Here is a 19,953-nt window from a genome sequence, read left to right on the forward strand (position 1 = left end):
TGTCGAGAAAGCGTTTGAAACAAAACAGGCTACCGAAGGTAGCCTGTTTTGTTTGTCTAGCCAATTTGTCTATGCATTCAGTTCACTTTGAGTTAACCGAGGCCGGTATCTTTCGGCCTCAATTGAAACTCTTCAATCGATCCGATCTCTTGCCCAAGATGAATCTTAGGTTCTTCTGCATGGGCGATGCCCTGTGTGTGCATCACCAAGCGATTCGCAGTTCTTGGTTTGAGTTCGTTAACGACAAAACGGATCATGTCAGCGCGCGTTAAGCCTTTTAGTTCGGCTAAGACCTTTTCGCGTTGGTTGAAATCGGTATCTTTGTTGCCAATGGCCACCCATAGGCGTTGTGCTCGATTACGCAAGGTTGTATCTGGCGCCGCTATTTGATTCCAAAGCCCTCGTTTACTGCTGTGCCATTCGTACTCGTTTAGCTCTAACAGTACCATGTAAAATGCGTTTAGAAACTCGTCGATGGAGCGTACAAGTTCTGCCGGCGCAGAATTCGGCGATTGTACATACAGCACAATACCAGGGTGTTTGTTGAGTGGCATGTTGCCGGTGCCGACCATGTAGCCAAGCTGCTGCTTAGTGCGAATCTCGTGGAAGAAAGTGGCTGACATCAAGTGATTGGCAAGAGAGTAAAGTGCGATGCTGTGCGGCGAAGTATCTTCACATTGATGGTAAATCACCACGGCGGAATCTTGTTGTCCGCACTCCACTTCTCGTTGGAAGCTGCCATTAGCGCCAAGCATAATCAGCGGACGTAAGGCTTCTTCATAGCGTTGCTCTTTCACACGTAGCGCATTTTTGAGTGTTGTTGCCATGTCATGTGCTTGCTGGCGTTGCCAATCACCATAGACAAACATTTCCACGTGCAGCTCCGCCAATATTTCATCGACGAAATCGGCCAACTCCTCCACATCGATCTGTTGTAGTGCTTCAATGAGCGTCGAAAATGGTGGGTTGTTTGGTTGTAAAATGCCCGTCATTGCATTGAACAGTTGCGAAATAGGACGATCTTGCGCCGCGTTGCGCCAGCTTCGTAACAGTTGTTTCTTGATGTTGTCGAAGCGAATTGGGTTGAAATCCCGAGTCGCAAACCGCTTTAGAATCATTTCAAGCAGTTGAGGCAGTTTTTGAGAAAAACCGGAGAGCGTGAGGGTGACGCCACCTTGATGGGCATACATGTTGTATCCCATACCAGCGATTTCAGCTTGGTAGGTTTCTTTTGCTAATGAGTCCAAAAACATCTCGACACAAAGACGTGTTTTAACAATATTTTTTGCCGATGCTACGGCATGAGGGCTATCGATAGCAACATACAACACCCCTTTCGGAACACGAAACTCGGTATCTTGCAGGTGCCACAAACGGAACCCTTCGAGATCTTCAATCAGTTGAGGGAGCTCTTCATCACTTTCAAGTGGTGTTGGGTCTAGTTCGTAACAGATAAAGGGGTTCTTTGCGGGTAAATCGAATCCCCAGCCAGGGTTGATCCGCGCATAGCTCTCACGTTGCTCAAGGCTCAGTGGTACCACTTTATAAGGTGTGAAATACCACGCTGCTTCGCGATCGGTTTCTATCCCTTTTGCAATTAGCGTGACACGCAAATTATCAATGGTGAAGTACTCAAACAGCGAGCTCAGCAATGCTTCGTCATAACCCACCATCATATAGTCACCATAAATGGTGTCTTCAGGTCGATAGTGTTGCATGTTGACCACTAAATGGCTCACCATATCGAGAGGACGAGAGGGCTCCTGGAAACGGAAAGCCGACTCAAGTACCGCTTGCTTCTCTTTGTAACGCCACTCTTCCAGACCCTCCGCTTTGATTAAACGGATGTATTGGAAAACGGCCTGAATAATCTCGTCGGTGTGTTCGAGGCCTTGTTTGGTTAGTGTGCAGCTGATGGTGAAATCGCGATAGTTACTACCCGCCGCGCCACCGCCAGCTGAGAGCGAGGTGATCCAATTTTTGTTCTTCAACCCCAGCATTAAACTGCCTTCGCCCTCATAGCCTAAAAGATGGGCAAAATAAGAAAGAGGTTTGATGGCGTAATGCTGGTCCATACCTGGGAAAGGGAAGGTGAGCACTAACTTACGGATCTCTTTGAGTGGTTCAATACTCACCGTCACACCAGTGCTGTTATCACCAATGATGGGCACACTAATCGTCTTACCTTGGCGTTGGTTATTGGTAATCTCGCCAAACTTCTCTTCTACCCAGTGCTGCAGTTCATCAAGGGATTGTGGTCCATAGACGGTGAGCGTCATCAAATCGGCAGAATAATGAGAACGATAGAAATCGACGACTTCTTGCCGAATAGAGATGCCATTGCGATCATCAAGAGTATCAAGATTGCCAACAGAAAATTTAGCAAATGGATGAAGTGGATTAACCACTTCTTTATTCACCTGATAGAAGCGACGTGAGTCATCGTTGAGTTTAAGTCGATATTCCGATTCTACCGCTTGACGTTCTTTATCCAGCGCTTCTTCATTGAAAAGAGGGGCGACAAAAAACTGACTAAATCGGTCGAGGGCTTTTTCGAAGACATTCGAGCTGACGTCAAAAAAGAAACAGGTGTGCTCCGTTCCTGTCCAAGCATTGTTGCTTCCGCCGTGTTGGCTAATATAGCTTTGAAAATCGCCAACTTTAGGGTATTTTTCCGTCCCCAAAAAGAGCATGTGCTCAAGATAGTGCGCTAAGCCATGTCTCTCGTCTGGGTCATCAAAGTGGCCAACGTTGACCGCAAGTGCAGCAGCAGATTTTGTGGCGTCTTCGGAGCTGATTAACAACACCCGCAACGCATTGTCGAGCGTCAGGTATCGGTATTGATGGTTGTCGTTTGGGCTTAAGTGCACGTTGCATCTCCGAAAATGTCAATATTGTTATTATGAACCTGAAAAGAGCGGGTGCAAATTCTCTGTGGTATTTCCATAGTGAATATTGAGATTGATAACGCTTTGCGTACCTCTCTTTAACAGATTGTTAAGAAAGTCGAAGTCTTTAGCAAGCGAATTGATATAATTGTCGTGGCTAAGTCGAGCAGAGAATCAAATTAACAATCGACAAAGTGTGTTAGACACACAAAAACGGCTCGAAAAATGCAGCAAGATCGAGAGTCCTCCGTCATCGCATTTTCGAATCGATAAAAGTCCAAGGATATTACATGAAAGTACTAATCATGCGTCACGGTGAGGCAGAGCATTTCGCTGAGAGTGATGCGCAACGTGCTTTGACCTCACGAGGTCGTTTAGAGTCAGATGTGGTTGCAAAAGCGTGCGCAGAGCAAGGCATCACTCATTTTAATAAGGTCTTAGTGAGCCCTTATCTGAGAGCACAGCAAACTTGGCAGGAAATCAGTGGTTATTTTCAATCCGATGTGGTTGAAACGTGCGAAGACATCACCCCTTATGGTCAGTCTGAGCAAGTGTATGATTACCTGTGTGCATTGATTGAAGTTGAGCAGCCAGACCAAATTCTTCTTGTGTCGCATCTTCCGCTTGTGGGTTACCTAACGGCAGAATTTGTCAAAGATATGTCTGCGCCGATGTTTCCGACCTCTGGTATGGTTTGTATTGAGTTTGAACCTAGCCAGCATCGTGGCGAGCTCCGCTTTAGTTTAAGACCGTAGTGAGAGAGCTAATCACGGGAGGAATAACGCTGCAGGAGGGATTCGCCTGCAGACGTATGAGAGGTTTTATTTCTCAGGAATTGAGAGCAGAACAAGCAATGCGCCATCTCCACCAAATTCAAGTGGTGCTTGGTGGAAAGCCAGCACATCCGGATGTTGTGCGAGCCACAGTGGCGTTTTTTGTTTGAGAATGTGCTTCCCGATGCCGTGCTGCACACAGGCACAATGCACTTCATTTTTCACACAGTACGCTATCATTGCACCGAGTTCGCGCTTGGCTTCTTGTTGTGTCATCCCATGCATATCAAGAAACACATCGGGAACATATACCCCGCGTCGCAAGCGTTTGACTTCATAGGTGGATACGTCGTCACGTGCGTAACGGGTCGGCCCTTCTTCGCTTAAAAGAGGAACAAACTCGTCTGAAAAATAGAATTCAGAGTCACTTGCTTCACGGCTAATACGCTTGATTTCTTTTTGTTTAGTATTTCTGTTTGGTTGCTGGACTATGGTATCCTGAGGCAACTTTTTTATGCCCTGTACTGCTTCCCGGAATAATGAGAAATCGTCGTCAAGGTCGTTGTCTTTGTTACTCATGGGTTTAACACTAAATATTTATATCATTGGCAGTATTGTAGCGCTTTTCGGAGGCAATTTTGGATAAGATTTTTGTAGAAGAGGCCGTTTCTGAGCTTCATACCCTTCAAGACATGATTCGTTGGACGGTGAGCCGTTTTAATGCCGCGAACTTGTTTTATGGTCATGGTACCGATAATGCATGGGATGAAGCCGTTCAGTTGATCCTACCAACCCTCTATTTGCCGATTGATGTGCCTCCACATGTATTGAATTCTCGCCTAACCAGCAGCGAGCGTTTGCGCGTTGTTGAACGTGTGGTGAAACGTATCAATGAGCGCACGCCGACGGCATACCTAACCAATAAAGCTTGGTTTTGTGGCTTAGAGTTTTTTGTTGATCAGCGTGTACTTGTGCCACGCTCACCAATTGGTGAATTGATCCAAGCACAGTTTGAACCTTGGCTTATTGAAGAGCCTGTGCGCATTATGGATTTGTGTACGGGCAGTGGCTGTATCGCTATTGCATGTGCTCATGCTTTCCCTGAAGCTGAAGTGGATGCGATTGATATTTCTGCAGACGCGCTAGCGGTTGCTGAGCAGAACATCCAAGATCACGGTATGGAGCAACAAGTTTTCCCTATTCGTTCCGATCTATTCCGTGATTTGCCAAAAGAGCAATACAACATCATCGTGACCAATCCACCGTATGTGGATGAAGAGGACATGAACAGTTTACCAATCGAATTTACCCACGAGCCAGCACTAGGCTTAGCAGCGGGTACGGACGGTTTGAAACTGGTTCGCCGTATTCTCGCTAATGCGCCAGATTACCTAACAGAGAAAGGTATTTTAGTCTGTGAGGTGGGTAACTCGATGGTGCACATGATGGAGCAATATCCACATATTCCATTCACTTGGCTGGAATTTGAAAACGGCGGCCATGGCGTCTTCTTGCTAACGCGCGAGCAGTTGTTGGAGTGTGCGGAGGATTTCCGTCTATACAAAGACTAAGCATTAACCCCTTTTGCTGACACTTTTTGAGAAAACGCCCGCTTTAATGATTTAAGCGGGCGTTTTTTTTCGAAGCGACCGAAAAAGACAAAATTGATCGTTTTAGGGGTTTACATCAAAACGCAATAGCGCCACTATGAATTCACGAAGAATTGGAATGTATAGCGCAGTTTACAGCGCTAACAAATTTGAGGAAGTAATGGCAGGAAACAGTATCGGACAACATTTTCGAGTGACGACATTCGGAGAAAGTCACGGTATCGCACTAGGATGTATCGTGGACGGGTGTCCCCCAGGGCTCGAGATTAGTGAAGCGGATCTTCAAACCGATCTGGATCGCCGTCGCCCAGGGACATCGCGTTACACTACCCAACGACGCGAGCCGGATGAAGTGAAAATTCTTTCTGGTGTGTTTGAAGGAAAAACGACGGGCACATCAATTGGTTTGTTGATTGAGAATACCGATCAACGTTCAAAAGATTATTCAGAAATCAAAGATAAATTCCGCCCAGGCCATGCCGATTACACCTATCACCAAAAATACGGAATTCGTGATTACCGCGGTGGTGGCCGTTCTTCGGCACGTGAAACGGCAATGCGAGTGGCAGCAGGCGCGATTGCGAAGAAATACCTCAAGCAAGAATTTGGCGTTGAAATCCGTGCTTACCTTTCACAAATGGGCGACGTTGCGATTGATAAAGTGGATTGGAACGAAATTGAGAACAACCCATTCTTCTGTCCCGACGTCGACAAAGTTGAGGCTTTTGATCAACTGATCCGAGACTTGAAAAAAGAAGGCGATTCGATCGGCGCGAAAATTCAAGTGGTTGCCACCAATGTACCTGTCGGTTTGGGTGAACCTGTCTTTGACCGACTTGATGCGGACATAGCTCATGCTTTGATGAGCATTAATGCGGTGAAAGGAGTGGAGATTGGTGATGGCTTTGATGTCGTGAGTCAAAAAGGCAGTCAACACCGCGATACGCTTTCTCCTCAGGGTTTTGGCAGTAACCATGCTGGTGGTATTCTGGGCGGCATCTCAACTGGGCAAGACATCGTTGCCAATATTGCGTTGAAGCCAACGTCAAGCATCACAGTGCCAGGGGACACCATCAATGTGGATGGTGAATCCACACAACTCATTACCAAAGGTCGACACGACCCTTGTGTTGGTATCCGAGCAGTGCCGATCGCAGAAGCCATGTTAGCGATTGTGGTGATGGACCACTTACTGCGTCATCGTGGACAAAACCATGGTGTCAGTACGCACACACCGAAGATCTAATGGCATTTGTCTATCGAGAAAATATCAAAGGGTGGCCAATGGGCCACCTTTTTGCTTTGACTCGTTTTGTTGATTAACTCGTTGGCGGTGTGAACTCTGGTTTGAGTTGTTGACACACATGGCGTGCAAAGCCGCTACCTGCCTCGTTGTAAATGTTAAAGGCTGCGTGTACGCCACTGTTGGTGAGTGTCTCTAATTGGTCGGAGTACTCGGCAATTGCCGCAATTTGTCCTTGATAATTTCGACGTTTGAGCTGTTCGAGCGCCGTTTGATTACCTTGGTGGTGGGGCATGGCCAGCAAAACCAGTTTCACATTCGCTGTATCAAGAATACGCTCCCAAAAGTCTGGGTCGGTGGCGTCTCCAGCAATCACGTTTCGACCTTCTTCGCGATGGTACTGCGCCGCTTCTTCACGCACTTCAACACCTAAACTGATTTTTCCGTAACGTGCGCGTAGTTCATCATAGGCCCCCGTCCCGATGCGGCCCATACCGAGGATGAGAACTTGAGCATTCCCCGGATTGATCAATTGATCGCGTTGATTGAGTTTCTCTGCTGCCGTTTCCTGAAGCCATTTGCCTGAGTGTTGATAAATCTGATGCCCCATTTTGTTTAACGGCGCGGCAATAATAAACGAAAGCGACACGGCTACCGCTAAGGCGACCAAAATATCACTTGGCATCCAGCCCATTTTGTAGGCTAAACCACCCACGATAAGACCAAACTCGCTGTAGTTAAATAGTGTTAACGAAGCGAGTAGAGACGTACGCACACGAAACTTGAAATGATTGATGGTCAGGAAGTAGAGCAGACCTTTAAGTGGCAGCAGGAGCAGTATGAGCAGTGCTAAAGAGACACCAGTTAAACTGAGAGACGCTGATAAGCCGATGTTGAGGAAGAAGCAGACCAAGAAGAGCTCCTTCATGTTAAAGAGAGATTTGGCAAGTTCAGAGGACTTCCTATGACCTGCGAGCAACATGCCCAGCACCAGCGCACCTAAGTCTGCTTTCATGCCTACGAGTTCGAATAGTCCTGCTCCGGCTACTAGGGCAAAGAAAATGCCGAATAGCACCAGCATTTCTCCGTGACCCACCCAGTCCAAAATTTTGTAGAACAGTGGACGCAGCAACGGCAGGGCGAACAAAATGATTGCATACCAATGCGGCAGTTTTCCTGTTGAAGCAGTGAGGAACACAACGGCAAAAATATCTTGCATGATTAAAATGCCGATAGCCAGTGTGCCATAGGTAGCGTTCATTTCCCCTTTTTCTTGTAATGACTTAACGGCAAATACCGTACTGGAGAATGATAGGGCAAATGCGAGCAAAATAAGGTGGTTCAACTCCATCTCAGCGAGAGATGAGATTCCGAGAAACTTGAGGCCAACGAATGCCGCTGTAAAAAGTAACGTTGAGAGAAGGTTATGAACAGTAGCGCCAGCCCATATTTCTTTTGAGAGCAGAGTTTTGATGTCAAGTTTTAGGCCGATGGTGAACAACAATAATGTTACACCGAGATCTGCGAGCGTAGTGATAGTGAGGTTACTTTCAAAACCAAAAGCGTGCAGTGCAAAACCCGCAAGCAAGAAGCCGACTAACGGAGGAAGATTGCATTTCAACGCTGCAAACCCAGCGATAAACGCCGTAGATATTAGAATGATTTCCATGGGGCTAACGTGATTTCCTTCAAATGTAAAAAGGGCTGTGATGACACAGCCCAATTGTAGCTTATGTAACGGATTGAATGACAGATGCTTTAATCACCTAACAACTTTTGTAACAAAACGCCATTCAGCATGGCACGTTTAATCATTGCAAATGCGCCCATAGTAGGTTGCTTGTCAATTTGTGACGCGACAATTGGCAGTTGGTTATGGAATGTCTTTAGTGATTGATTTTCGACGTTGCGCTGAATAGCTGGGAACACAATGTCTTTCGCCGCAGTAATGTCACCCGCAATAACAATTTTTTGTGGGTTAAACAAATTGATGGTCATTGCGATCGCCTTACCCAACTGATTCCCAACGCGGACTAAGCTTTGTTGCGCCAGTTCATCGCCTTCTAGAGCGTGGTTACAGACATCTTGGATGGTAATGTGATCCAATTTTGCTAGCGATGACTCATAACCTTGCGCGATCAGTTTTTTCACGCGCTGAATAATTGCTGGGTTTGCTGCAACTGTCTCAAGGCAGCCGAAGTTACCACACTGGCACTGTTCACCGAGAGGATCGATTTGGATATGACCAATTTCTCCCACATTGCGGTTAAAACCAAGGAACACCTGCCCATTAACGATAATACCAGCACCGGTGCCTCGATGAACGCTGACGAGAATCGAGTCTTGGCAATCCTGACTGGCTCCAAAATAGTGTTCAGCTAACGCCATGCCACGCACGTCGTTGCCAACGAAACATTCAATGCCAAATTTTTCACGAATGATCTCACCGAGCGCAAGTTTATCGATGTCTGTGTTTGGCATGTACTCAACAACACCGGTTGTCGGGTTGACTAGGCCAGGAAGGGTGATACCAATGGCGATGAGTTGGTCGATTTTGCCTTGACAGCGACCAATAAAATCTTTCAAAAGGGAAGTAAGTCCCTGCTGGAGGTCTGATTGGTTGGTGTAACGGAAATCGTGTTGATCTTGTGCTAGCGCTGTCCCTCCAAGATCGTATAGGCAAAATTGTACGTAATCTCGTCCTAAACGAACCGCAACAGAGTGAAATGGCTTTACTTCGGTGGTCAGTGAAATGGCTCGTCGTCCACCCGTTGAGGCTTGCTGAGCAACCTCTTTGATTAGCCCACGTTCAAGTAACTGGCGAGTGATTTTTGTAACACTGGCAGGTGCCAGCTGACTGACATCTGCCACTTGAATGCGGGAGATAGGTCCTTGTTGATCAATCAACCTGTACACAGCAGCGCTGTTCAGTTGTTTTACTAAGTCTACGTTACCTATCTGTCCGCCATTCATTCTTAATTTTGCTCGTATTGTCCGTTAACAACCGTCGCTTTAACGTTGAAGTCTCGATCAAAAATCGTCAGGTTAGCTACGTAACCTTTCTTAATTCGACCTAGGTAAGCATCTACGCCAATTGCTTTTGCTGGGTAGAGTGTTGCCATACGAAGAGCTTCGTCTAAAGCGATTCCGACATGTTCAACTGTATTTTCGACGGCTTCAATCATCGTCAACGCTGAACCACCTAATGTGCCATTTTCATCAACACATTTGCCATCACGGTAATATACTTTCTTACCTACAAAAATAAAGTAATCCATGTTAGCGCCTGCAGGAGCTGTGGCATCGGTCACTAATACTAGCTTCTCGCCTTTGATTTTGTGCGCAATTCTAATGTTTGCGTAATCGACATGGAAGCCATCCGCGATGATACCAGCATACACCTCAGGTGTGTCGTAAATAGCGCCCACTACGCCAGGTTCACGGCCTGCCATTGGTGTCATTGCGTTAAACAAGTGAGTGGCAAAAGTGATACCTGCTTCAAAGCCTTTGCGAGCTTCGGCGTAGGTCGCATTGGTGTGACCAATTGACACAATGATGCCGGCATCACGAAGTTTTTCAATGTGCTCAGGATCGTTCAGTTCTGGTGCGAGAGTCACTTTAGTCACGACGTCTGCGTTTGCGCAGATGAAGTCAACCATGCTGTTATCTGACGGGCGGATGTAGTCAACGCTGTGGATGCCTTTTTTCATCACGTTAAGGTAAGGACCTTCAAGGTGCAAACCAAGCGATTGGTTTTCGTACTTGGCGTGATACTCACGTGCTGCAGCGATGGCTGCACGCATATCTTCATCAGAGGATGTGATCAGTGTAGGCAGAAAGCTTGTACAACCGGATTTCAAGTTGGCTTCATGCATAATTTGCATGGTTTCTGCTGTGATTTCATCGTTCAGCATTACGCCACCACAGCCGTTTAACTGTAGGTCAATAAAGCCTGGGCTAACATTAGCACCTGCAAGGTCTTTGACTTCGATCCCTGAAGGTAGATCCGCTGCAGGCACAACCGATGTGATCAAATCATTTTCGATGATGAGAGCGTGTCCTGAAAGAACATCACTTCCTGTATAAATTTTACAGTTCGTTAGCGCGTACATGTTCAGCTAATCCTTATCAAATGAGATTTAAATTCGTTTCATTTACGGTTCCTTAGACAGCGATTCATCCGAAATATTGGACACTTAGTTTGTGTCGCTGAATTAGACCGTAAAACCGGTACAGCAAACATTGGCAAGATAAATGTTTAATAGCGTAAGTTGCTGAGTTTTATTTGTTTTTATGGTTCTTTCAGTGTTTGTTATTGCCCACTTGTAATTTTAATGTTTTGAGCAAGGGTAAAAAAAGGGATTCGTTTATCACTAAAAGTCTGAGAATTTTATCGCCAATTCACCATTTTTTTGAATGATAAAATAAGTTTTATGATCTCGCTAGCAAAAACCTTTTGGAAGGGCAAAATCTGGTGATTATGATCACAAACAAAGAGCTTTTAATTTGCGGAGCAAAATTAATGTCATAAACTGAAAAAGACTAAATTGGATGACTAAAAAAAGTCTTCCAAAAAATGAAAATCCTATAGGGGGAACTTAAGGTGAATATTCTTGGATACGCGCAAAAATTAGGTAAAGCACTTATGCTACCTATCGCGACCCTACCGGTTGCGGCGCTCTTACTACGTTTGGGTCAAGGCGACCTGTTGGATATCCCATTCATGGCGCAAGCTGGTGGTGCTATCTTTGGTCAACTTCCTCTTCTATTCGGTCTTGGTATCGCGATTGGTCTTTCTAAAGACGGTCAAGGTGCTGCGGGCCTAGCTGGTGCAGTTGCATACTTCGTGCTAACAGCAACAGCAACAACAATCGATGCGTCTATCAACATGTCGTTCTTCGGCGGTATCATTGGTGGTATCATCGCTGGTCACTCGTACAACGCTTTCCATGCTACACGTCTTCCTGAGTGGTTGGCATTCTTCTCTGGCAAACGTCTAGTGCCTATTATGGCAGGTCTATTCTCGCTGGTTGCTGGTGCAGTAGCTGGTGTGGTTTGGCCTTCAATCCAGGGGGGTCTTGACGCTCTAGCACACGCTGTATCGACTTCAGGTGCTGTTGGTCAATTTGTTTACGGTACTCTTAACCGTGCACTTATCCCTGTTGGTCTTCACCACGTTCTAAACTCATACTTCTGGTTTGGTATGGGTACGTGTCAAGAGATCCTAGTAACTGGCGCGCAAGCTGCTGGTCAAGCACTACCAGCGCTACAACAGCTTTGTGTTGACCCAGCTCTAGCGAAAACTCTTGTTGCTGGCCAAACTCACACATTTGAATTTGCTAACGCAGTAACTCCAGAAATCACAGCAACAGTAAAAGAAGTAACTGAAACTGTTAAATCTGGTGACCTACACCGCTTCTTCGGTGGCGATAAAGGCGCTGGCGTATTCATGAACGGTTTCTTCCCAATCATGATGTTTGGTCTACCAGGTGCGGCTCTAGCGATGTACTTTGCAGCGCCTGCTGAGAAACGTCATCAAGTTGGTGGTGCACTGTTCTCTGTAGCATTCTGTTCATTCCTAACGGGTATCACAGAGCCTCTAGAGTTCATGTTCGTGTTCCTTGCACCTGCGCTATACGCAATGCACGCAGTATTCACTGGTCTAGCTCTAGTGGTTGCGAACATGTTCGGTACTCTACACGGTTTCGGTTTCTCTGCAGGTCTAATTGACTTCGCACTGAACTGGGGTCTAGCAACTAAACCATTTGTACTACTACTAATCGGTCTAGCATTTGGTGCTCTATACTTCTTCACTTTCACCTTCGCAATCCGCGCGTTCAACCTGAAATCGCCTGGTCGTGAAGACGATGACTCTGAAGTTGCTCAGTCATCTGGTGATGCAAAAAGTGGTGACCTAGCTCGTCAGTACCTTAAGGCACTAGGCGGTCATGAGAACCTAACATCAATCGATGCATGTATCACTCGTCTGCGTCTAACGCTTAAAGACCGCTCTGTTGCTGACGAAGCAGTACTTAAGAAACTGGGTGCGAAAGGTGTGGTTAAGCTTGGCGAAAACAACCTACAAGTTATCCTTGGTCCTCTAGCAGAAATCGTTGCTGGCGAAATGAAAGCAATTGGTGCTAACGAAGACCTATCTGATGTGAAACTGCCTTAATCGCAATCACATGAAACAAGATCAAAGCCTCCCTAGGGAGGCTTTTTCTATTTTAGTGCTTTATCGTGGTTGTTTAAGATAAATAATCCCATTTAAACGCGAGATCTTATTGTCTATTGGCGCATAATTGTGGATCATTAACGGCAGTGTGCTCTGAAGGCTGAATGCAGCTTCGGAGCTAAGTTTTCTCTGAACAATACTAAAACAAACTTGAGGTGCTTTAGATGAGTGAAGCTGATGCTCGTCCATCAAACTTTATTCGTCAGATCATTGATAAAGATCTGGCGGATGGCAAACACACGAGTGTGCATACACGATTCCCACCGGAGCCAAACGGCTACCTACACATCGGCCATGCAAAATCGATCTGTTTGAACTTTGGTATTGCTCAGGACTATCAGGGTAAGTGTAATCTTCGTTTCGACGATACCAACCCTGAGAAAGAAGACATCGAATACGTTGAGTCGATCAAAAATGATGTGAGCTGGTTAGGCTTTGAATGGGATGATGAGATCTGTTACTCATCGAACTATTTCGACAAGCTTTACGAGTATGCAGTGGAACTGATTAACAAAGGCTTAGCGTACGTTGATGAGCTAAGTCCAGAGCAGATCCGTGAATACCGTGGTACGTTGACTGAGCCTGGTAAGCCTAGCCCTTACCGTGATCGTCCTGTCGAAGAAAACCTTGCGCTGTTTGAAAAAATGCGCGACGGCGGTTTTGAAGAAGGTAAAGCATGCCTTCGTGCGAAGATTGACATGGCTTCATCGTTCATTGTTATGCGTGATCCAGTACTTTACCGCGTGCGTTTTGCATCTCACCACCAAACCGGTGACAAATGGTGCATTTATCCAATGTACGACTTCACGCACTGTATTTCGGACGCGTTAGAAGGTATTACGCACTCAATTTGTACTCTTGAGTTTATGGACAACCGTCGTTTGTACGACTGGGTTCTCGACAACATAACCATTGATTGCCGTCCTCATCAGTATGAGTTCAGCCGTCTGAATCTTGAATACACAGTGATGTCTAAGCGTAAGCTTAACCAACTAGTGACCGAGAAATTGGTTAATGGTTGGGATGACCCACGTATGCCAACTATCTCTGGTTTACGCCGTCGCGGTTTCACACCAGCGTCCATTCGCGAGTTTTGCAAGCGTATCGGTGTGACGAAGCAAGAAAACATGATCGAGTTTAGCTCGCTTGAATCTTGTATTCGTGATGATTTGAATGAAAATGCCCCTCGCGCAATGGCGGTGTTGGATCCTGTTAAGCTAGTGATTGAGAACTTCCCTGCAGGCGAAGTAGAAAATCTAACGGTTGCTAACCACCCAAATAAACCAGAAATGGGTGCGCGTGAAGTGCCGTTTAGCCGTGAAATTTGGATCGAGCGTGAAGATTTCCGTGAAGAAGCGAACAAGAAGTACAAACGTTTGGTTCTCGGCAGTGAAGTGCGTCTCCGTGGCGCGTATGTGATTAAAGCTGAACGTGTTGAGAAAGACGACGAAGGTAATATCACAACCATCTTCTGTACTTACGACTCAGAAACATTGGGCGTTAACCCAGCTGATGGTCGTAAAGTCCGTGGTGTAATTCACTGGGTATCGGCGGATAAAGGCGTTCCTGCTGAAATTCGTTTGTACGATCGTCTATTCACGGTACCAAACCCAGCAGCGGCGGATGATTTTGCATCCACAATTAACCCAGAGTCACTCACTGTGTTGAAGGGTTTTGTCGAGCCAAGCCTAGTAGAAGCGGAAGCTGAGAAAGGCTACCAGTTTGAGCGTATGGGGTACTTCTGTGCGGACTCTAAAGACTCTTCTAAAGAGCATTTGGTTTTCAACCGCACCGTAGGTTTACGAGATACTTGGGCGAAGATCGAAGCGCAGTAACACGAACAAACTGAATACAAACCCAACTCTTAGAGTTGGGTTTTTTATTGGAAACAGCAAAAAGCCAGCGTTAAGCTGGCTTTTGTGTCTTGGTTAGAAATTAGTTCTTACGCTTATGCGCGTCTGGATTACCTTTGCATGAGCCATCGCCACACTTGCCGTAAAGATAGAGGCTGTGGTTTGTCAGTTGAACATTATAAGCGGCGGCGATTTCTTTTTGGCGCTCTTCGATAATGTCGTCTGAGAACTCAATTACTTCACCACAATCCAAGCACACTAAGTGATCATGATGGTGTTGAGTTGAGAGTTCGAATACCGATTTACCGCCTTCAAAATGGTGGCGAGTAACAATACCGGCATCATCAAACTGGTTTAACACGCGATATACAGTCGCAAGACCAATCTCTTCGCCAAGATCAATCAGCTTCTTATAAAGGTCTTCTGCACTGATGTGTTGGCAATCCGGTTGCTGTAGTACTTCTAAAATTTTCAGCCTTGGAAGGGTAACTTTAAGACCAGCATCCTTTAGCGCTTGGTTGTTGTCTGACATATACTTTCCCGTTGATGATCTGCCGCAATTAACAGAATTCAATATTCTGAACATTATAGGTTAACCAGAGATAACAATAAACCACGAACTTCAAAGGGTTACTAGATTCTTTTTGTAAATTGGTGCGAGGTCGCTTATATTGCTCATCTGACCAGTTACATTTTAATAACAGTTGTGCAAAGAGAGCAAGGGACGCATGAACAAGCAACTCGCAAGGATCTATAGACCAGGAATCGTAAAATTTGCTTTAAACATTTGGCCGCCTTTTTGGGGGGCAGGAATACGAATTTCGAGCATTAGTGATGATTTTAGAACCGTGGAAATGCGATTAAAGTTGCGCTGGTGGAACAAAAACGCCAATCGTACCCAGTATGGCGGTAGCATTTTCTCTTTAACGGATCCTGTTTACTCATTAATGTTGATGGGGATTTTGGGAGAGGAATACTATGTCTGGGACAAGGAAGCGAGTATCAATTTTATTCAACCGGGGAAAACGGATCTCTATGCCAGATTTGAGGTAACCCAAGCGGTATTGGATGAGATATATACTGTGACTAGGATGGGGGAAAAGTGTTTTCCTGAGTTTGTGACTCATGTGAAAGATGAACAAGGCAATGTTGTCTCAGAAGTTCAGCGCAAACTTTATGTAAGGAAGAAACCTCAGTATCGTGAAGAAGCATCAACGTCATGTTGAAAAAAAACCTCCCGTGGGAGGTTTTTCTATCAATCATCTAACTCTGCTAAGCACATTTCTTCGTAGATTTGCTCTACCCAGTTTTTAACACGCTCTTCAGTCAGTTCTGGTTGGCGATCTTCATCAATGCATAAACCGACGAATAGGCTGTCATCACCAGCAACTAAGGCTTTTGACGCTTCGAACTCGTAGCTCTCAGTTGAAGTGTGACCTAGGATGGTGCCGCCTTTTGCTTCTACGATATCGCGAACAGTGCCCATTGCGTCACAGAAATATTCTGCGTAGTCCTCTTGGTCGCCACAACCAAAAATGGCCACTAGTTTCGTCGAGAAGTCGATTTTCTCTAACTCTGGGAAAAAGTCATCCCAATCACACTGAGCTTCACCGTAGTACCAAGTTGGGATGCCTAAAAGCAGCAGGTCGAAGTTGTCGATATCTTCTTTACTACTTTTTGCGATGTCTTGTACGTGAACGAGTTTTTTACCTAGTTGCTTTTGAATCATCTTAGCAACGGCTTCGGTGTTGCCTGTGTCGCTGCCGAAGAAGATACCTACACTTGCCATAGAGTTTATACCTTTAATATTGTCTGTTGTTGGCACTGACGTTTTGGGATCACCCTAAACCAGTGCCTTCCCAGCTAAGCTGAATAATACCTTTTGCGATAAAACCGGCACAGCCAAGGAAAAGTACCAGCCACACAATACGACGACCAAAAACGGGAACATTACCTTGGTTCAAAACGTCCTTTATTGCCATGCCAATCAAAAAAAAGATCGAGGCAAATAAAAGATCAAGTCCTATTGATTCCAGTATGTTCATATAGTCGTAAAGCATAGCGTTCCTTTAATGCCAATTTAGCTTGCGCGCACTATACCACTCTTGAACGATAAAGTTAATGCACACAAAGTGGGGATATCCCAATAAAACTCAGCGTTTTTTCTGATTTGTTAACTGGTAATAAATTTTCTGATCGCACGAAGGACTTCTGCTGGTTTTTCTGCGTGCAGCCAATGCCCAGTACCAGCGATAACGTGCGCTTTTGCTCGACCAAACTGCTGCTGAACCAAGCTTTGATGCTCTGTCGTCAAATAGTCAGAATCGCCTCCTTTAACAAACAAGGTGGGAATGTTGGTCTGCTCGATCGGTGTCCAACCTAATATTGCATCGTAGTTAGTGATCAGGGCGTCGACATTAAATCGCCATGCCAAATGATTGCCTTCTTTGTACAATGACTTGGCAAGAAACTGTCGAACGCCATCGAGTTCAATGTGGTGCTCGAGTAATTGTAATGCCTCAAGGCGTGATGTTGGCTTCTGTTCCATGATCGCGTGCAGTCCGTTAAAAACATTATCATGACGCCTTTGTTGGTACGCGACGGGGGCCATGTCTAACACGATCAACTGAGTGACGAGATTAGGCGCGAGATTGGCCATTTTCATCGCCACTTTTCCACCCATTGAATGACCGATGATAATCGCTTTATCGATACCTAATGTGCTTAGCGTGTCGATAACATCTTGAGCCATGAGCGTGTAATCGTGTTGTTGAGACTTAAAAGACAAGCCATGGTTACGGAGGTCTAAGCTGATGACATGATGATCTTGTGAGAGATCTCGCGCGAGTAGACCTAAGTTACTTAAACTGCCGAACAAGCCGTGTAGCAAAACAATGGCTTGACCGTCACCTTCGAGTTTGTAATTGAGCAATGCTGACATTTTATCTTGTTCGTGATGGGTTTAACGTGGAGTATCCGTGAGGATCTCGTTATAATCCCCCAGAGTTTAAACATTGAGATTGTGAAAAGCGAATGAAAACAATTGAGGTTGATGAGGATCTATACCGTTACATTGCTAGTCAAACCCAACATATTGGCGAAAGTGCGTCAGATATTCTGCGTCGCTTATTAAAGGCCGATGGTTGTCAGGCTTCAGTTCCAGCTGCGGTGGAACCCAAAGGGATTGTTGTCAGTAGAGATGCAGGCAAAGAAACTCAGTTTGATGCTGTCAAAGAAATGCGCTCACTACTGATTTCTGATGAGTTTGCGTCTCTAAAGAAAGCGATCGATCGATTTATGCTTGTGCTGAGCACGCTACATCGAATCAACCCTGAGTCGTTTGCTCAAGCGACAAAAGTGAAAGGTCGTAAGCGTGTTTACTTCGCCGACAATGAGGCGACATTGCTAGAAAATGGCAATACGACGAAACCAAAATCCATTCCAGGCACGGGTTTTTGGGTCATCACCAATAACAACACCAGCCGTAAGAGGCAAATGGTTGAGCAAGTGATGGTACATATGGAATTCCAGCCTGATTTAATTGAAAAAGTAACAGGTTCAATTTAAGAAACCTGATAGAAGCCTCATAATGCGCAAGATTATGCCGATATTATGAGGCTTTTTTGTTTGAGTATATTTTAAGAAAGGATGTCATTAATGGCTATGCACCCTCGTGCAGGGCAGAAAGCTCTGCAAGAAGATCTTCACAATATCCCAGCACTCGTTGCTAATTATTTCCTCCTTCAACCCGATCCAACAAACCCAGCACACAAAGTCGAGTTTGGTACGTCAGGGCATCGTGGTTGTGCGGATAAATCCACTTTTAACGAACATCATATTTTAGCGATTGCTCAAGCGGTGGCTGAAGTACGTGCAGAGCAAGGGACAACGGGTCCTCTTTTTGTGGGTAAAGATACGCATGCGTTGTCTGAGCCAGCGTTTTCTACCGTTGTTGAAGTGCTGATTGCCAATGGCGTGACTGTGATTGTACAAGAACAAAATGGCTATACCCCAACTCCGGGTATTTCCCATGCGATCCTGACATACAACTTACAACACAAAGAAAAAGCAGACGGTATTGTGATCACTCCGTCTCATAACCCACCACAAGATGGCGGTATCAAATACAATCCGACTCATGGTGGCCCCGCTGAAGGCGAGCTCACACAGCGAATTGAGAATCGTGCAAACGTACTCATCGCAGAGGGTTTGCAAGGTGTTAAGCGTATGCCTTTGGCGCAAGCAAAAGCGTCATCGCTATTTGTCGAGCAAGACCTGGTCAAACCTTATGTCGATGACTTGGTGAATGTGATCGATATGGCTGCCATCCAAAAAGCAGGCCTGAAATTGGGTGTCGATCCTCTTGGCGGCAGTGGCATTGATTATTGGCGTCAGATTGGTAAAGCATACAATTTAGATCTTACTTTAGTGAGTGAAGCCATTGACCCTTCTTTCCAGTTTATGTCATTGGATAAAGATGGTGTGGTGCGTATGGACTGCTCTTCTCCCTACGCAATGGCTGGATTGCTGGCGCTAAAAGATCAGTATGATCTCGCGTTTGGTAATGACCCAGATTACGATCGCCATGGTATTGTCACGCCAACAAAAGGCTTGATGAATCCGAACCACTTCTTAGCCGTTTGTATTGATTATCTATACCGTCATCGTCAAGGTTGGGCTGCGGATGTGGCAGTGGGTAAGACCCTAGTTTCCAGCGCTATGATTGACCGCGTGGTGGCCGACCTTGGTCGTGAGCTATGTGAAGTACCGGTTGGCTTCAAATGGTTTGTGGATGGGTTGTACAACGGTAAATTTGGCTTTGGTGGTGAAGAGAGTGCGGGAGCCTCATTCTTGCGCCAAGATGGCACACCATGGTCGACAGACAAAGATGGCATCATTCTCTGTTTACTGGCTGCGGAAATCACCGCAGTGACCGGTAAAAACCCGCAGCAATATTACGATGAGCTGGCGGCTAAACACGGTGAGTCTCAGTACAGCCGAATCCAAGCCGTTGCCAATGGTCCTCAAAAAGAGGTGCTGAAGAAGCTTTCTGCTGAAATGGTGAAGGCGGAAACCTTGGCAGGTGATGAGATTACCGCGAGACTGACCCATGCGCCTGGTAATGGTGCGGCGATTGGTGGTCTAAAAGTGACAACGGCAAATGGTTGGTTTGCTGCGCGTCCATCGGGTACTGAAGATATCTATAAGATCTATTGTGAGAGCTTCAAAGGCGCAGAGCACCTCAAACAAATTGAGTTGGAAGCGCAAGAGATTGTCAATCAAGTCTTTGCCGAAGCCGGCCTATAACCACGATTAGAGACAACAATAAAAAATCCCAAACATAGTTTGGG

At 45.8% G+C, this 19,953-nt stretch carries 17 protein-coding genes; 8 read left to right on the forward strand and 9 right to left on the reverse strand.

All coding sequences use genetic code 11. The features are described 5' to 3' along the window. Nucleotides 1-92 precede the first annotated feature (92 nt). On the reverse strand, nucleotides 93-2,870 hold the full coding sequence (locus LZU85_RS12410) for an insulinase family protein (protein WP_237287196.1): 2,778 nt from the start codon (nucleotides 2,868-2,870) through the stop codon (nucleotides 93-95). Between the two features lie 308 nt (nucleotides 2,871-3,178). On the opposite strand from LZU85_RS12410, the gene sixA reads away from it, so the two are divergent. Further along, nucleotides 3,179-3,643: a phosphohistidine phosphatase SixA gene (gene sixA, locus LZU85_RS12415; protein WP_237287197.1), complete on the forward strand. Its 465-nt coding sequence runs from the start codon at nucleotides 3,179-3,181 to the stop codon at nucleotides 3,641-3,643. Nucleotides 3,644-3,709: 66 nt separating this feature from the next. Here the strand turns inward: sixA and smrB are convergent, their stop codons facing one another. Then, nucleotides 3,710-4,240 (reverse strand): endonuclease SmrB, encoded by a 531-nt coding sequence (gene smrB, locus LZU85_RS12420; protein WP_011150890.1) that lies wholly within the window; start codon nucleotides 4,238-4,240, stop codon nucleotides 3,710-3,712. A gap of 59 nt (nucleotides 4,241-4,299) precedes the next feature. On the opposite strand from smrB, the gene prmB reads away from it, so the two are divergent. Beyond that, nucleotides 4,300-5,232: a 50S ribosomal protein L3 N(5)-glutamine methyltransferase gene (prmB, locus tag LZU85_RS12425; protein WP_176298676.1), complete on the forward strand. Its 933-nt coding sequence runs from the start codon at nucleotides 4,300-4,302 to the stop codon at nucleotides 5,230-5,232. A 199-nt stretch (nucleotides 5,233-5,431) separates the two neighbouring features. Continuing rightward, nucleotides 5,432-6,517 carry a chorismate synthase gene (aroC, locus tag LZU85_RS12430; RefSeq protein WP_176298735.1) on the forward strand — a complete coding sequence of 362 codons (1,086 nt, stop codon included), beginning with the start codon at nucleotides 5,432-5,434 and terminating at the stop codon, nucleotides 6,515-6,517. Nucleotides 6,518-6,590: 73 nt separating this feature from the next. On the opposite strand, the gene LZU85_RS12435 is transcribed toward aroC, so the two are convergent. The 3 genes from LZU85_RS12435 to nagA form a co-directional block, all read right to left on the reverse strand. Next, nucleotides 6,591-8,183 (reverse strand): cation:proton antiporter family protein, encoded by a 1,593-nt coding sequence (locus tag LZU85_RS12435; protein ID WP_237287198.1) that lies wholly within the window; start codon nucleotides 8,181-8,183, stop codon nucleotides 6,591-6,593. A gap of 89 nt (nucleotides 8,184-8,272) precedes the next feature. Next, nucleotides 8,273-9,487 (reverse strand): DNA-binding transcriptional regulator NagC, encoded by a 1,215-nt coding sequence (gene nagC / locus LZU85_RS12440; RefSeq protein ID WP_176298674.1) that lies wholly within the window; start codon nucleotides 9,485-9,487, stop codon nucleotides 8,273-8,275. Between the two features lie 2 nt (nucleotides 9,488-9,489). Continuing rightward, on the reverse strand, nucleotides 9,490-10,626 hold the full coding sequence (gene nagA, locus LZU85_RS12445; RefSeq protein WP_237287199.1) for an N-acetylglucosamine-6-phosphate deacetylase: 1,137 nt from the start codon (nucleotides 10,624-10,626) through the stop codon (nucleotides 9,490-9,492). Between the two features lie 491 nt (nucleotides 10,627-11,117). Here nagA and nagE point away from each other — a divergent pair, with 491 nt between their 5' ends. Further along, the gene (gene nagE, locus LZU85_RS12450) at nucleotides 11,118-12,689 is read left to right on the forward strand and encodes an N-acetylglucosamine-specific PTS transporter subunit IIBC (protein WP_176298672.1); all 1,572 of its coding nucleotides are present in this window, start codon (nucleotides 11,118-11,120) and stop codon (nucleotides 12,687-12,689) included. Between the two features lie 224 nt (nucleotides 12,690-12,913). Continuing rightward, the gene (gene glnS / locus LZU85_RS12455) at nucleotides 12,914-14,584 is read left to right on the forward strand and encodes a glutamine--tRNA ligase (protein WP_176298671.1); all 1,671 of its coding nucleotides are present in this window, start codon (nucleotides 12,914-12,916) and stop codon (nucleotides 14,582-14,584) included. 100 nt (nucleotides 14,585-14,684) lie between these two features. Here glnS and fcrX read toward each other — a convergent pair whose 3' ends face one another. Next, entirely contained in the window at nucleotides 14,685-15,134 is a 450-nt protein-coding gene (fcrX, locus tag LZU85_RS12460) for a ferric iron uptake transcriptional regulator FcrX (protein ID WP_011078292.1), read from the reverse strand. Between the two features lie 196 nt (nucleotides 15,135-15,330). On the opposite strand from fcrX, the gene LZU85_RS12465 reads away from it, so the two are divergent. Then, nucleotides 15,331-15,828 (forward strand): DUF4442 domain-containing protein, encoded by a 498-nt coding sequence (locus tag LZU85_RS12465; protein WP_176298670.1) that lies wholly within the window; start codon nucleotides 15,331-15,333, stop codon nucleotides 15,826-15,828. 29 nt (nucleotides 15,829-15,857) lie between these two features. Here LZU85_RS12465 and fldA read toward each other — a convergent pair whose 3' ends face one another. The 3 genes from fldA to LZU85_RS12480 all read right to left on the reverse strand — a co-directional run bounded on the left by fldA (nucleotide 15,858) and on the right by LZU85_RS12480 (nucleotide 17,543). Next, complete coding sequence (gene fldA, locus LZU85_RS12470) at nucleotides 15,858-16,391, reverse strand: flavodoxin FldA (protein ID WP_176298669.1); 534 nt, start codon at nucleotides 16,389-16,391, stop codon at nucleotides 15,858-15,860. Nucleotides 16,392-16,440: 49 nt separating this feature from the next. Beyond that, nucleotides 16,441-16,662: a DUF2788 domain-containing protein gene (locus tag LZU85_RS12475; protein WP_176298668.1), complete on the reverse strand. Its 222-nt coding sequence runs from the start codon at nucleotides 16,660-16,662 to the stop codon at nucleotides 16,441-16,443. Nucleotides 16,663-16,775: 113 nt separating this feature from the next. Beyond that, on the reverse strand, nucleotides 16,776-17,543 hold the full coding sequence (locus LZU85_RS12480; RefSeq protein WP_237287200.1) for an alpha/beta fold hydrolase: 768 nt from the start codon (nucleotides 17,541-17,543) through the stop codon (nucleotides 16,776-16,778). A 92-nt stretch (nucleotides 17,544-17,635) separates the two neighbouring features. On the opposite strand from LZU85_RS12480, the gene seqA reads away from it, so the two are divergent. After that, a complete protein-coding gene (gene seqA / locus LZU85_RS12485) occupies nucleotides 17,636-18,169 on the forward strand; it encodes a replication initiation negative regulator SeqA (RefSeq protein WP_176298666.1) in 534 nt (177 codons plus the stop codon). Nucleotides 18,170-18,259: 90 nt separating this feature from the next. Further along, complete coding sequence (gene pgm / locus LZU85_RS12490) at nucleotides 18,260-19,909, forward strand: phosphoglucomutase (alpha-D-glucose-1,6-bisphosphate-dependent) (protein WP_176298665.1); 1,650 nt, start codon at nucleotides 18,260-18,262, stop codon at nucleotides 19,907-19,909. Nucleotides 19,910-19,953: the final 44 nt, after the last annotated feature.

Source organism: Vibrio floridensis (assembly GCF_021852965.1).
In the GTDB taxonomy this organism is placed as follows: domain Bacteria; phylum Pseudomonadota; class Gammaproteobacteria; order Enterobacterales; family Vibrionaceae; genus Vibrio; species Vibrio floridensis.

Coding starts and splice junctions, on each gene's coding strand:
- sixA (WP_237287197.1), top strand. CDS start 3,179: ATGAAAGTACTAATCATGCGTCACGGTGAGGCAGAGCATTTCGCTGAG.
- smrB (WP_011150890.1), bottom strand. CDS start 4,240: ATGAGTAACAAAGACAACGACCTTGACGACGATTTCTCATTATTCCGG.
- aroC (WP_176298735.1), top strand. CDS start 5,432: ATGGCAGGAAACAGTATCGGACAACATTTTCGAGTGACGACATTCGGA.
- LZU85_RS12435 (WP_237287198.1), bottom strand. CDS start 8,183: ATGGAAATCATTCTAATATCTACGGCGTTTATCGCTGGGTTTGCAGCG.
- nagC (WP_176298674.1), bottom strand. CDS start 9,487: ATGAATGGCGGACAGATAGGTAACGTAGACTTAGTAAAACAACTGAAC.
- nagA (WP_237287199.1), bottom strand. CDS start 10,626: ATGTACGCGCTAACGAACTGTAAAATTTATACAGGAAGTGATGTTCTT.
- glnS (WP_176298671.1), top strand. CDS start 12,914: ATGAGTGAAGCTGATGCTCGTCCATCAAACTTTATTCGTCAGATCATT.
- fcrX (WP_011078292.1), bottom strand. CDS start 15,134: ATGTCAGACAACAACCAAGCGCTAAAGGATGCTGGTCTTAAAGTTACC.
- LZU85_RS12465 (WP_176298670.1), top strand. CDS start 15,331: ATGAACAAGCAACTCGCAAGGATCTATAGACCAGGAATCGTAAAATTT.
- fldA (WP_176298669.1), bottom strand. CDS start 16,391: ATGGCAAGTGTAGGTATCTTCTTCGGCAGCGACACAGGCAACACCGAA.
- LZU85_RS12475 (WP_176298668.1), bottom strand. CDS start 16,662: ATGCTTTACGACTATATGAACATACTGGAATCAATAGGACTTGATCTT.
- LZU85_RS12480 (WP_237287200.1), bottom strand. CDS start 17,543: ATGTCAGCATTGCTCAATTACAAACTCGAAGGTGACGGTCAAGCCATT.
- seqA (WP_176298666.1), top strand. CDS start 17,636: ATGAAAACAATTGAGGTTGATGAGGATCTATACCGTTACATTGCTAGT.
- pgm (WP_176298665.1), top strand. CDS start 18,260: ATGGCTATGCACCCTCGTGCAGGGCAGAAAGCTCTGCAAGAAGATCTT.